Genomic DNA, 13,021 nt, shown 5'->3' with positions numbered 1-13,021 from the left:
CGGGCGCCGGGCTCAAAACCATTTCTTCAGGTCCATGCCGGCGTACAGCGAAGCGACCTGCGCCGCGTAGCCGTTGAACGGCAGGGTGGGAATGCGCTCGGCGAACAGCTTGCTGGCCGTGCCGGCGATGCGGCGTTCGGTCTTCTGGCTCCAGCGCGGGTGGTCCACCGCCGGGTTGACGTTGGAGAAGAACCCGTACTCACTCGGCTGCAACTCGTGCCAGGCGGTTTCGGGCATGCGCTCGACGAAGCGGATCTCCACGATCGACTTGATGCTCTTGAAGCCGTATTTCCAAGGCACCACCAGGCGCAGCGGCGCGCCGTTCTGCTGCGGCAGCGGCTTGCCGTACAAGCCGGTGGCCAGGAACGTCAGCGGGTGCATGGCCTCGTCGATGCGCAGGCCTTCCTTGTAGGGCCATTCGATCGAGCGGTAGGCGATGCCGGGCATCTGCTGCGGATCGGCCAGCGTGGTGAAGGCGACATACTTGGCCTTGGCGGTGGGCTCGAAGCGCTTGAGCACGTCGGCCAGCGGCACGCCGGTCCACGGAATCACCATCGACCAGCCTTCCACGCAGCGCAACCGGTACACGCGCTCTTCCGGCGTGAGGCCCTTGAGCAGCGCGTCGAAGTCCAGCGTGCCCGGCTTGGCGCATTCGCCGCCCACCTGCACCGACCACGGCCGCGTGCGCAGCGTCTTGGGTGCGCGCGAGGGATCGGTCTTGCCGGTGCCGAACTCGTAGAAGTTGTTGTAGCTGGTGACGTCCTCGTAGCGGGTCAGGGTCTCGCTGGTGCGGAACCCCTGGCGCGCCTGCTCGGGCGTGATGGTGACTTTCGGCGGCGGCGGGGGATCGGCCTCGGCGCAGCCGGACAGGCCAAGCGCCGGCCCCAGGGCCAGCGCCTGCAGCACGCGGCGGCGATCGCGATAGACCGCCTCGTCGGTGATCTCGCGGGCGGGAATGCGGAGGGCATCGCGTAGGGACATCGGACGGCCTGCAGGGAGGGGGCGTGTCCACTCAGACTGCACCGGCGCGCGGGAAGTTTCCACCGCAACCGCCCGAATCGATGCAAATGCAACTTTTCACGCGGCCTGCCATCGCTGGTGCGCTGCGGCATACTACGGGACTGTTTCGATCAAGGTGCGACATGACCCGCGCGTTCAATTTCAGTGCCGGCCCGGCGACGCTGCCCGAGCCGGTGTTGCGCCAGGCACAGGCGGAGATGTTGGAATGGAACGGCGTGGGCGCCTCGGTGGTGGAGATCAGCCACCGCAGCGCGGATTTCATTGCCCTGGCCGAGCGCGCCGAGGCCGACCTGCGCCAGCTGCTGGCGATCCCGGACGACTACGCCGTGCTGTTCCTGGCCGGCGGCGCCACCACCCAGCAAGCGCTGCTGCCGCTGAATTTCGCCGCCCCCGGGCAGACGGTCGACGTGGTCGTCACCGGCCATTGGGGCAAGACGGCGATCAAACAGGCCAAGCCCTACGTGAACGTGCACATCGCCGCCGACGGCGAGGCCTCCGGTTTTCGCGATATCCCGCCGCGCGCGCAGTGGCAGCTCTCCGCGGACGCGGCGTATGTCCACATCACCGCCAACGAAACGATCCACGGCGTGGAGTTCCGCGATACCCCGGACGTGGGCGCGGTGCCGCTGTTCGCCGATTTCAGCTCCTCGATCGCTTCCGAGCCCATCGACGTCTCGCGTTACGGGCTGATCTACGCTGGTGCGCAGAAGAACCTCGGCCCGGTCGGCATCTCGGTGGTGATCGTGCGCCGCGACCTGCTCGCCCGCGAGGGCCAACCGCGCGCGGACATCTTCGACTACCGCTCGCATGCGGCGCGCGATTCCATGCTCAACACACCGCCCACCTGGAACTGGTACCTGCTCGGCCTGACCGTGCGCTGGATGCTGGACGAAGGCGGCGTGGCCGAATTCGCCCGCCGCAACGCCGAGAAGGCGCGCCTGCTGTACGGCGCCATCGACGGTTCGGGCGGCTATTACCGCAACGAGGTCGTGCCTGCGGTGCGTTCGCGGATGAACATCCCGTTCTTCCTGCCGGACGAGCGCCTGGACGCGCTGTTCGTCAGCGAGTCCAAGGCCGCCGGCCTGCTCGCGCTGAAGGGCCACAAGGCCGTCGGCGGCATCCGCGCCTCGCTGTACAACGCCATGCCGGTGGCCGGCGCGCAGGCGCTGGTCGATTTCATGCACGACTTCCGCCAGCGCCACGGCTGAGTTCCCCGCATCCGCAACAGGAAACACGAATCCATGGCCGCCAAGCCGAAGAAGCCCGCCGCACCGGCGGCACGCACCTCCACTCCCGCGCCGCCCGTGGCCGCGCCGCCGCCGGCCCTGGCCGACGTGCGCGCGAAGATCGACGAGATCGACCGCAGCATCCAGGCGCTGATCGCCGAGCGCGCGCAGTTCGCCCACCAGGTCGGCAAGGCCAAGGGCAAGCTCGCCGCCGCGGTGGATTACTACCGCCCCGAGCGCGAGGCGCAGGTGCTGCGCATGGTGGTGGACCGCAACGAGGGCCCGCTCAGCGACGAAGTGCTGGTGCACGTGTTCCGCGAGATCATGTCCGCCTGCCTGGCGCAGCAGGAACCGCTGAAGATCGGCTACCTCGGCCCGGAAGGCACCTTCAGCCAGCAGGCCGTGCTCAAGCATTTCGGCCGCTCGGCGGTGGGCCAGCCGATGGCCAGCATCGAGGAGGTGTTCCAGGAGGTCGAGGCCGGCAATGCCGACTTCGGCGTCGTGCCGGTGGAGAATTCGGGGCAGGGCACCATCCAGGTCACGCTGGACATGTTCCTCACCTCGAACCTGAAGATCTGCGGTGAAGTGGAACTGCGCGTGCACCAGTACCTGCTCTCGCGCGGCGGCCGGCTGGACGACATCGAGCGCATCTACGCCCACCCGCAGTCCTTCGCCCAGACCGCCGGCTGGCTGCGCGCCAACCTGCCCAAGGCCGAGAAGATCCCGGTGTCCTCCAACGCCGAGGGCGCGCGCCGCGCGCGCAATGCCGACGACGCCGCCGCCATCGGCGGGGAGAGCGCCGCGCACGTGTATGGCCTGAAGAAGGTCATCATGAAGTCCATCGAGGACGACGACGACAACACCACGCGCTTCCTGGTGATCGGCCGCAAGATCTTCCCGCCGTCCGGGCACGACCGCACCTCGATCCTGGTGTTCATCCACGACAAGCCCGGCGCGCTGTTCGACGTGCTCAGCCCCTTCGCGCGGCACGGCATCAGCATGAACCGCATCGAGTCGCGGCCTTCGCACCAGGCCAAGTGGGAGTACGGCTTCTTCATCGATCTGGCCGGCCATGTCGAGGACGAGGCGATGAAGCAGGCGCTGGCCGACCTGGCCGCGCATTCGGCGCAGGTGAAGGTGCTGGGCTCCTATCCGGTCGCCATTCCCTGATCGCCGCCCACGAATCACGCAACAGGAAAGACATGAGCGCAAAGCAAAGCTGGATCGCCAGCCACGGCACCCCGCTGCGGGGCACGCTGGCCATTCCCGGGGACAAGTCGGTTTCGCACCGCGCGGTGATGTTCGCCGCGCTCGCCGATGGCGTCTCGCGTATCGACGGTTTCCTCGAAGGCGAGGACACCCGTTCGACCGCGGCGATCTTCTCCCGCCTGGGCGTGCGCATCGACACGCCCTCCGCCTCGCAGCGCATCGTGCACGGCGTGGGCGTGGATGGCTTGCGCGCGCCGGAAGGTGACCTGGATTGCGGCAACGCCGGCACCGGCATGCGCTTGCTGGCCGGCCTGCTGGCGGCACAAGCGTTCGACAGCGTGCTGGTGGGCGATGCGTCGCTCTCGCGCCGGCCGATGCGCCGCGTCACCGGGCCGCTTGCGCAGATGGGCGCACGCATCGACACCGAGCAGGACGGCACGCCGCCGCTGCGCATCCACGGTGGCCAACGTTTGACGGGCATCGAGTTCGTTTCGCCCGTGGCCAGCGCCCAGGTCAAATCCGCGGTGTTGCTGGCGGGCCTGTATGCCGAGGGCGAGACCTCGGTGACCGAGCCGCATCCTACGCGCGACTACACCGAGCGCATGCTTTCCGCCTTCGGGGTGGACATCGCGTTCTCGCCCGGCCAGGCGCGCCTGCGCGGCGGCCAGCGGCTGCGGGCGACGGACATCGCGGTGCCGGCCGATTTCTCCTCGGCGGCGTTCTTCATCGTCGCCGCCAGCGTCATTCCCGGTTCGGAAGTCGTGTTGCGCGCGGTCGGCCTCAATCCGCGGCGCACCGGCCTGCTCGCGGCGTTGCGCCTGATGGGCGCCGACATCCAGGAAGAAAATCCGGGTGAGCATGGGGGCGAGCCGGTGGCCGATCTGCGCGTGCGTCATGCTCCGCTGCGGGGCGCGGTGATCCCCGAAGATGTGGTGCCGGACATGATCGACGAGTTCCCGGCACTGTTCGTGGCCGCCGCCGCAGCGGAAGGGCGCACGGTGGTGAGCGGCGCGGCGGAGTTGCGGGTGAAGGAATCCGACCGCCTGGGCGCGATGGCGCACGGGCTGCGCACGTTGGGCATCCAGGTGGATGAGACGCCGGACGGCGCAACGATCCACGGTGGCGCGATCGGCGCGGGCCGCATCGACAGCCACGGCGACCACCGCATCGCGATGGCCTTCGCCATCGCCGGCCAGCTCGCGAGTGGCGAAGTGGTGATCGACGATGTGGCCAACGTGGCCACCTCTTTCCCCGGCTTTGACACGCTTGCGCGCTCGGCCGGGTTTGCCCTGCGCGCCGGCTAGGCGACGCGCAGGGCACGGTGCCCGTTACTGCTGGGCGGCGCGGAAGTCGACCGGCAGCTGCACCGTGGTGGCCACGGCACGGCCATTACGCATGGCCGGTTCGAAGCGCCAATCGCGCACGGTATTCAGCACGGCGCGATCCAGGTCGCGGTCGCGCGCACCGGTGCGGCTGACGATCTCCGCATCGCTGACCCGGCCATTGGCATCGACCTGCAGGCGCGCGGTCACGCTGCCTTCCACGCCCGAGCGCAGCGCGCGCGCCGGGTAGGCCGGCACCGGGTTGGAGGCGAGCGGGCGCGCATCGCGGTTACGCACCACCGCCGGCTTCGGCGCGGCGTCGTGGCGCACCATGGTCGCGGGGCGCTGGTTGCTGGCTTCCGGCAACGGCTGCGCGGTGGCGGTGGTCTCGGCGGCCGGCGTGGCCGGGGCGCTCATCGGTTCCTGGCTGTTGCGGATCCACCACCAGGCCGGCAAAGCAACCAGCGCGAGGATCAACAACGCCCACAGCCAAGGCGAGGCGCCGCGCTCCGCCGGCTCGGTGCCGACTGCGGGCTGCTCGCGGAAATCCTGGGTATGCGGCGACGTCGTGGACATGATCTGCTCCTTCGTCTGTTGGGACGCAAGCAGTCTTGGCCGAAAACAGGCCCGGGGGTGTCAGCCCCAGGTGAACGCGGCCGCCGTGGGGCGGCCGAGGTTCAGCTTACTGAGCCGGCTTGAAATCGAAGGGAATTTCAAGCGCGCCCGCCACGGCATGGCCATCGCGCTGCGCCGGCTGGAAGCGCCATGCGCGTACCGCTTCCATGGCCGCGCGGTCCAGGTCGCGCGAACCACTGCGCTCCACCAGCGCCACGCCGCCGGGTGCGCCGCTGGCATCCACCTCCACGCGGACCACGACGGTGCCCTGGTCACCCCGCCGCAGCGCGGCCGGCGGATAGCGCGGCGCGGGCGATTGGCCGGGGATCGGCACCGGGCGATCGCCGGGTGCCAGGGACGCAGTGGGCGCGGTGTCCTGCACGGGCGCGGGCATGGGAACGGGCGCCGGCGCCGGGGGCGGCGTTTCGACCAGGCGGGGCGCCGCTTCCGGTTCCGCCGGCGGTGCCTTCGCATCGGGCATGTCGCTGGCGCCGTCGCCGCCGGCCGGCAGCGGCTCGGGCAGCGGCGCGATCGGCGCGCCGGACTGCGCGGCGGGCGCCACGGCGGGATCGGCGCGATAGAAGTCGTTCTTGCGGCTGGTGGCCCAGACCAGCAGGAACAGCAGCAAGCCGGCGCCGAAGGCGATGCCGGCGATTTTCAGGGTGTTGCGGGGCAGGCGCAGGGTGATGTGCGAGGCGTCGGCGCCGGAGTCGCTGGATCGGGACACGGGAACACTCGTGGGGACTTGCTTTCCCCGATTCTGGCACAGCAAGGCGGAGCGGGCGACGCGCCGGCCCGGGACAGGCGATAATCGGCGGTCTGTCCCTTCAGAAATCCCGTCTCATGCTCGATCCGGTCCTGCTCCGCCAACAGCCCGCTGAACTTGCCGAACGCCTGCGCAGCACACGTGGCTTCGTGCTCGACACCGCCGCGCTGGAGACCCTGGAGAGCGAGCGCAAGCGCATCCAGGTGCGTACCCAGGAACTGCAGAGTCTGCGCAATTCCAAGTCCAAGGCGATCGGCCAGGCCAAGGCGAAGGGCGAGGACGTCTCCGCGCTGATGGCCGAGGTCGCCGGTTTCGGCGATGAGCTAAAGGCCTCGGAAGTCGAGCTGGAGCGCATCCGCGGCGAGCTGGAGGCCATCGCGCTGGGCATTCCGAACCTGCCGCAGGCCGACGTGCCGCAGGGCAGCGACGAAAGCGAGAACGTCGAACAATCGCGCTGGGGCACGCCGCGCAGCTTCGACTTCGCGGTCAAGGACCACGTGGAGCTGGGTGCCCGCCACGGCTGGCTGGATGGCGAGACCGCGGCCAAGCTCTCCGGCGCGCGCTTCACCGTGCTGCGTGGTCCGATTGCGCGCCTGCATCGCGCGCTGGCGCAGTTCATGGTGGACCTGCACAGCGGCGAGCATGGCTACGAGGAAACCAACGTGCCGCTGCTGGTCAACGCCGACTCGCTGCGTGGCACCGGGCAGTTGCCGAAGTTCGAGGAGGATCTGTTCCGGACCGCGGTGGGGGATTCGCCGCGTTATCTGATCCCGACCTCGGAAGTGCCGCTGACCAATATCGTGCGCGACGAGATCGTCGATGCCGAGCGCCTGCCGCTGCGCATGACGGCCCATTCGCTGTGCTTCCGCGCCGAAGCCGGCAGCGGCGGGCGCGACACGCGCGGCATGATCCGCCAGCACCAGTTCGAGAAGGTGGAGCTGGTGAGCGTATCGCGGCCGGAGGAGAGCGAGGCCGAGCACCAGCGCATGACCCGTTGCGCGGAGGTGGTGCTGGAGAAGCTGGGGTTGCCGTATCGCAAGGTGCTGCTGTGCACGGGCGACATGGGTTTCTCGGCGACGAAGACTTACGACCTGGAGGTGTGGCTGCCTTCGCAGGACACCTACCGCGAGATTTCCTCGTGCTCGAATTGCGGCGATTTCCAGGCCCGCCGCATGCAGGCGCGCTGGCGCAACCCGGCCACGGGCAAGCCGGAGCTGGTGCACACGCTCAACGGCTCGGGCGTGGCGGTGGGCCGGGCGATGATCGCGGTGATGGAGAATTACCAGAACGCGGATGGCTCGATCGACGTGCCCGAGGTGTTGCGGCCGTATATGGGTGGGCTGGCGCGGATCGGGTAACAGGCGGTGGGCCGTGCTGCCTGACGGTGCGGGCACCGCCCTGGCGGGTATGGTCGTCACGGCTCAGCAGACGTCCTGTCCGATTCGCCGCCGCGGGCCATCCATGGCCCGCTGACGCCCATACCCGCCAGGGCGGCGCAAGGCGCTTCATTTTTCATGCTTCGATCAAGGGCCGAAGCACTCGTCCGCACCCCTCCCATCCTCCAATCTCCACTTTGCCTCCCGCTCTTCTGAAGCCGCTCCTACAGGACGGCAGCGCGGCTTTGGACGTTTTTATCCGGTCGTGGGGAACGGAAGGGACTGTGGGGGCGAGGCCCTTTCGGGACCGTTGGCGACATGGATGTCGCCATCGAGCCCCCATGGACGGGTTTACGGCGTGTCCCGAAAGGGCCTCGCCCCCGCAGGCCGTGCACAAAGCGAACCCCGCCGATCAACATCGCCAGCCAGCGCCGCCCACAAAGCGCGCCGGCCACATAAGCAAGCGGCCGCCAGGCCGCAACACAAACACACACACCCTTCCTGCATAAAAAAAAAGACGGACCCACCCGAAGGCAGATCCGTCCCGTTCCCGGCGCCGACGAGGGAGGGGCGCGCCGGAAACCTAAGCGTTACCTAACAAGGACCAAGGCGATCAAGCAGCTTCCGGCAGGCCGCGCTCCAGGCCCTTGATCGACGCATGCGCCTGCGACAGCGCATCGCTGCGATGCTGCGGCGAGTACGCCACGCCTTCGGCCCGCACGAACTCCACATCGTTCACGCCCAGGAATGCGAACACCTGGCGCAGGTAGGGCTCCTGGAAATCGGTCGGCGCACCGGTGTGCAAGCCACCGCGCCCGCTGGCGACGATGATCCGCTTGCCGCCGGCCAGGCCTTCGGGCCCGTTCTCGGTGTAGCGGAAGGTGCGGCCGGCCACCGCCACGCGGTCGATCCAGGCCTTCAGGGTCGACGGCACCGAGAAGTTGTACATCGGCGCGCCGATCACCACGATGTCCGCATCCAGGAACTGCTGCAGGGTGCGTTCGGCCGCCTCGGCCTCGGCCGCATCCGCCTTGGCCAGGCTCTGGCCGGTCAGGTGCGGGATCGGCTCGCGGTCCAGGTCACGGTATTCGACCTGCAGGCCGGGGTGCTGGGCGCGCCAGTGGTTGACCACGGCGGCGCTGAGTTCGCGGGTGACCGAGTTGTCACCCAGGGCGCTGGAATCGAGATGGAGCAGTTTCATGGCGGAACCTTTGCTTGGGGGCGGCAGGAGCGCCGCGTCGGGGAGCAAAGGTAGATTGTTGCCTTTTTGGGATAAAGGTAGTTAAATGTCACGTATCGTTCCAATCGTGGAAATGTCGCCATGCACGACCTGAATGATCTTTACTACTTTGCGATGGTGGTCGACCACGGCGGCTTTGCCGCGGCCGAGCGCGCCCTGGGCATCCCCAAGTCCCGCCTGAGCCGGCGCATCAGCCAGCTGGAGACCGATCTGGGCGTGCGCCTGCTGCAGCGCTCCACCCGTCGCTTTGCCGTCACCGATGTGGGCATGAGCGTGCATCGCCACGCACAGACCATGCTGGCCGAGGCGCAAGCCGCGCGCGAGGTGGTCGATCGACTCAGCGCCGAACCGCGCGGCCTGGTGCGCGTGAGCGTGCCCGTGTCGCTGGCGCAGATCCAGTTGCCCAAGCTGCTGCCCGAATTCCTCGACAAGTACCCCAAGGTGCGGCTGCAGCTGAACATCAGCAACCGCCGGGTGGATGTCATCAATGAAGGCTACGACGTCGCCCTGCGCGTGCGATCGCGCCTGGACGACGACGGCAGCCTGGTGATGCGCAGCTTCGGCCAGGTGCAGGAACTGCTGGTGGCCAGCCCGAAGTACCTGGACCGCGTCGGCCGCCCGAAGACCCCGGAGGATCTCGCCAGCCACACCACCATGAGCATCAGCGAGGACGAGGTGCACCAGCGCTGGGAACTGCATGGCCCGAACGGCGAAGTGCGCCGCGTCGACCTGCAGCCGCGCCTGGCCGGCTTCGACTTCCCGCTGCTCAAGTCGATGGCCAAGGACGGATTCGGCATCACCATGTTGCCGGAGACCGTGTGCGCCGAAGCCGTGCGCAGCGGCGAGCTGGAAGTGGTGCTGCCCGACTGGACGCTGCCGCAGGGCATCTGCCACGCCGTGTTCGCCTCGCGCCGCGGCCTGCTGCCGGCGGTGCGGGTGTTCATCGATTTCCTGGCCGAGCGCTTGCCGCGCGAGATCGAGCGTTCGCGCCTGGATTGCGGCGGCGACTGCGGCAAGCTGGCCGAGAAGATCAAGCGCGTGCAGACGCCCGCGCTGGTGGCCGAGGTGGGCTGACCGCAAGCGGCGGCCCATGCGAGAATGCGCGCCGGCTCGCGGACTTCGCGATGCCGGCGATGTCATGCCGATGCCCGCGTGCAACGCGCGGCGCAACGACGAACGGAGAGATGGCCGAGCGGTTTAAGGCACCGGTCTTGAAAACCGGCGAAGGGTCAAACCTTCCGTGGGTTCGAATCCCACTCTCTCCGCCATCCAAACCCAATGCCGAAATTCCGGCACGTTCCCGAACCCCGTATGCTCGCCCCATACGACACGCCGTGAACCCATGGGCACCCTATCGATCCTGATCCTCCTGGGAGCGATCAACGCGCTGGGCCTGGCCGTGCTGATCGGCCGCACGCCGGCCAATCGCCAAGCCAATCGCCTGCTCGCGTGCCTGCTGGTGCTGGTCGCGCTGCGGCTGTGCATCTACGTGCTCGGCTTCGCCGGGGCCTACGACCGGCATCCCGGGCTGACCTTCCTGCCGCTGGACCTGTCGGCCGGCTTCGCACCGCTGCTCTGGCTCTACGTTCGCGCGATCACCGGCCGGTTGCCGGCGCGCTGGTGGGCGCACCTGCTGCCCGCCGCGGGCCAGTTTGTCTACCAGCTCGCCTGTTTCCTGCTGCCCGCGGATACCAAGTGGACGTGGTACACCACCGGCCATCTGCATGGGGTGGAGCCTTTGGCGATGGCCGCCATCCTGTGCGCCGCCGTCGGCTACGTGCTGGCCTGCTGGCGCGACCAGGCCAGCTACCAGCATTGGCTCGATGCGCGGTTCGCCGACCGGGAGCCATGGCGGCTGACGTGGCTACGCACCATGGTCGCCGCGTTCGCGCTGCTGCTGCTTGCCGCGGCCGGGGCGGGGGCCTGGAACCTGCTGGTCCGCCCGATCGACTACCTGGGGCGCACGCCGGTGATGTTCGCCTTCTGCCTGCTGGCCTATGTCCTCGGCTTGCTCGGGTGGCGGCACGGTGGGCAGGTGTACCCCCGGCAGGTCGATCCCCGGCACGGGGAGGCGGCCGGCGACGCGCCGGACGCCCGCACCGACTACGCCGCGCTCGCCGCCGGCTTCACCCAACGCATCGAGGCGGAAGGCTGGTGGCGCGAAGAAGGGCTGACACTGGGCGAGGTCGCGCGCCGGCTGGGCACGTCCGAGCGCAGCCTGTCGCGCGCGCTCAACGACGGGGCCGGGCGCAGCTTCAATGCCAGCATCAACGCCATGCGGGTGCGCGCGGTGCAGGCGGCGATGGTGCAGCCGGGCGAGTCGCGCGACCTGCTCGCGTTGGCGCTGGATCACGGTTTCGCGTCGAAGGCCAGCTTCAACCGTGCGTTCCGCGAGGTCGCCGGGACGACGCCGTCCCAATGGCGTCGCAATAACCGCCAGAACGGGCGCGCGGCGGATTCTGGGGCGCTGGCGGGGGAGCACTGAAGCAAGGTCGAACCTCGTCACCGAGGAACTGCCATGCTGCTTGCCCTGCTGCTGTCCGCCGCGTCGCCGGACGTGGATGCGTTGTTCCAGGCCGTTGATCGACCCGATACCCCCGGTTGCGCGGTGGACGTGCGGCGCGCCGGCCATCCACTGGTGCAGCGCGCCTACGGCATGGCCGATCTGGAGGCAGGGCGGCCGAACCAGGCCGACACCGTCTTCGAGGCCGGTTCGGTCTCCAAGCAGTTCACCGCCGCGCTGGTCGCCCGCCTGGCCGAACGCGGCGCGCTCTCCTATGACGACAGCATCCGGCGCTGGCTGCCCGAACTGCCTGCCCTCTACCAGCCGGTCACCCTCGCCATGCTGCTGCATCACACCAGCGGCATCCGCGACTGGGGCGCGCTGGCGGAGCTGAGCGGATGGCCACGCGGCACGCGTGCCTGGTCGATGGACGACGCGCTATCGCTGCTGGCACGCCAGACGGCGCTCAACTTCGCCCCGGGCACCGAATATCTCTACAGCAATTCCAACTACGTGCTCGCCGCGCGCATCGCCGAGCGCGCGGGCGGGCGCCCGTTCGGCGAACTGGCCCAGGCCGAGCTGTTCGTGCCCCTCGGCCTGGCACACACGCGCTGGCGAACGGACTTCCGCGATCTCGTACCGCATCGGGCACAGGCGTATTCCACCGGCGATACCGGGCGTTGGCAGCTCGACATGCCTTTCGAGGATGTCGTCGGCCCCGGCGGGCTGCTGACCACGGTCGGCGACCTGCAGCGCTGGAACGCGGCCCTGGCCGACCCGGCCAACGCCTGGGCTGCGCGGCTGGTCGAGCCGGGCCGCCTGGCGGATGGCACCCTCGTGCCCTACGGCCTGGGGTTGGACCTGGGGCCGGTCGATGGACGGCCGGCGATCAGCCATGCCGGGTCGACGGCGGGGTATCGGGCCTGGCTGGGGCGCTTTCCGCAGGATCATTTGTCGGTGGCGCTGCTGTGCAATGCGGGCTCGCTCAACACCGAAGAGCTGGGGCCGGCGGTGGCGGCGCGCTTCCTGCCCGCACCGGCAGCGCCCGTGCCAGCCTCGCCGGGCGCGGGCGTGCCCGCCGGGATCGTCGGGACGTACCGCAATGCCGCCCACGATGGCGCGGTCCGGGTTTCGGAAGCCGACGGGTGGCTGCGCATCGGCGAAGGTCGCTTCGGCAGGATCGGTGCGGACACCTTCGCCACCGAGGACGGCCGCCGCGCGCTGATCCGGCGCGACGGCGCGGGCGCCATCGTGGCGATCGAGGTGACGCGCATCGGCAACGCGCCGGTCCGGCTCGAGGCGGCCTCGTCGTGGTCGCCGGATGCCTCGGCGCTGGCCGCGATGGCGGGCCGCTACCGCAGCGCCGATATCGAAGGCGAGCAGCGCCTGGCCGTGCAGAACGGTGCGTTGGCGTGGATCGATCCGCGTGGCATCGCGCACCCGCTGCGCCCGACGCTGGCCGACACCTTCAGCGCGCCCGACACGGGCTGGACGCTGCGGGTGCAGCGGGACGCCCGCGGCGCGGTCGTCGGCTTCGCGGCCAGCATCGCCCGTGCGCGTCGCATCGTGTTCGCCCGGCAGGTTGAGTGAGGTCGCCTCGTCGCCGGCGCGGCCCGCGCCGGCGCGGTGTTGCGATATCCCGGCAGCCCACGCAGCGCGGCGCCGCCCGCGGCAGTGGGCGCGGCGGGCGAGCTTTCAGGTGGAAAAGAGGCTGGCGCCGGCAGCCCTACGACCGCGACGCGCG

11 protein-coding genes and 1 tRNA gene are annotated in these 13,021 nt (G+C 69.5%); 8 read left to right on the top strand and 4 right to left on the bottom strand.

Features of this window, described 5'->3' with window-relative positions; all coding sequences use genetic code 11:
• Nucleotides 1-12: 12 nt before the first annotated feature.
• Nucleotides 13-981 (bottom strand): protein-methionine-sulfoxide reductase catalytic subunit MsrP, encoded by a 969-nt coding sequence (msrP, locus tag P6166_RS14760; RefSeq protein WP_277765206.1) that lies wholly within the window; start codon nucleotides 979-981, stop codon nucleotides 13-15.
• Between the two features lie 161 nt (nucleotides 982-1,142).
• Between msrP and serC the strand changes: the two genes are divergently transcribed.
• Genes serC through aroA form a run of 3 tightly spaced genes read left to right on the top strand, consistent with a single transcriptional unit; the run spans nucleotide 1,143 to nucleotide 4,759 of the window.
• Complete coding sequence (gene serC, locus P6166_RS14755; RefSeq protein WP_277765205.1) at nucleotides 1,143-2,228, top strand: 3-phosphoserine/phosphohydroxythreonine transaminase; 1,086 nt, start codon at nucleotides 1,143-1,145, stop codon at nucleotides 2,226-2,228.
• A gap of 33 nt (nucleotides 2,229-2,261) precedes the next feature.
• A complete protein-coding gene (gene pheA / locus P6166_RS14750; protein ID WP_277765204.1) occupies nucleotides 2,262-3,416 on the top strand; it encodes a prephenate dehydratase in 1,155 nt (384 codons plus the stop codon).
• 32 nt (nucleotides 3,417-3,448) lie between these two features.
• Complete coding sequence (gene aroA, locus P6166_RS14745) at nucleotides 3,449-4,759, top strand: 3-phosphoshikimate 1-carboxyvinyltransferase (RefSeq protein WP_277765203.1); 1,311 nt, start codon at nucleotides 3,449-3,451, stop codon at nucleotides 4,757-4,759.
• A 24-nt stretch (nucleotides 4,760-4,783) separates the two neighbouring features.
• Here aroA and P6166_RS14740 read toward each other — a convergent pair whose 3' ends face one another.
• Nucleotides 4,784-5,353: an energy transducer TonB gene (locus P6166_RS14740; RefSeq protein ID WP_277765202.1), complete on the bottom strand. Its 570-nt coding sequence runs from the start codon at nucleotides 5,351-5,353 to the stop codon at nucleotides 4,784-4,786.
• Between the two features lie 106 nt (nucleotides 5,354-5,459).
• Nucleotides 5,460-6,119: an energy transducer TonB gene (locus tag P6166_RS14735; RefSeq protein ID WP_277765201.1), complete on the bottom strand. Its 660-nt coding sequence runs from the start codon at nucleotides 6,117-6,119 to the stop codon at nucleotides 5,460-5,462.
• A gap of 116 nt (nucleotides 6,120-6,235) precedes the next feature.
• On the opposite strand from P6166_RS14735, the gene serS reads away from it, so the two are divergent.
• A complete protein-coding gene (gene serS, locus P6166_RS14730) occupies nucleotides 6,236-7,516 on the top strand; it encodes a serine--tRNA ligase (RefSeq protein WP_277765200.1) in 1,281 nt (426 codons plus the stop codon).
• Between the two features lie 631 nt (nucleotides 7,517-8,147).
• Here the strand turns inward: serS and P6166_RS14725 are convergent.
• Nucleotides 8,148-8,735, bottom strand: coding sequence for an NAD(P)H-dependent oxidoreductase (locus P6166_RS14725; protein ID WP_277765199.1), 588 nt, complete (start codon nucleotides 8,733-8,735; stop codon nucleotides 8,148-8,150).
• A gap of 120 nt (nucleotides 8,736-8,855) precedes the next feature.
• Here P6166_RS14725 and P6166_RS14720 point away from each other — a divergent pair, with 120 nt between their 5' ends.
• From P6166_RS14720 to P6166_RS14705, 4 genes are all read left to right on the top strand, one after another.
• The gene (locus P6166_RS14720) at nucleotides 8,856-9,848 is read left to right on the top strand and encodes a LysR family transcriptional regulator (protein ID WP_277765198.1); all 993 of its coding nucleotides are present in this window, start codon (nucleotides 8,856-8,858) and stop codon (nucleotides 9,846-9,848) included.
• Nucleotides 9,849-9,952: 104 nt separating this feature from the next.
• Nucleotides 9,953-10,042, top strand: a tRNA-Ser gene (locus P6166_RS14715).
• 74 nt (nucleotides 10,043-10,116) lie between these two features.
• Entirely contained in the window at nucleotides 10,117-11,259 is a 1,143-nt protein-coding gene (locus P6166_RS14710) for an AraC family transcriptional regulator (RefSeq protein WP_277765197.1), read from the top strand.
• A 33-nt stretch (nucleotides 11,260-11,292) separates the two neighbouring features.
• Entirely contained in the window at nucleotides 11,293-12,867 is a 1,575-nt protein-coding gene (locus P6166_RS14705; protein WP_277765196.1) for a serine hydrolase, read from the top strand.
• Nucleotides 12,868-13,021 lie beyond the last annotated feature (154 nt).

Source organism: Stenotrophomonas sp. HITSZ_GD, assembly GCF_029543105.1.
Lineage (GTDB): Bacteria > Pseudomonadota > Gammaproteobacteria > Xanthomonadales > Xanthomonadaceae > Stenotrophomonas_A.
The sequence above is the reverse complement of the archived record's forward strand: the minus strand, read 5'-3'. Positions and strand labels throughout refer to the sequence as shown.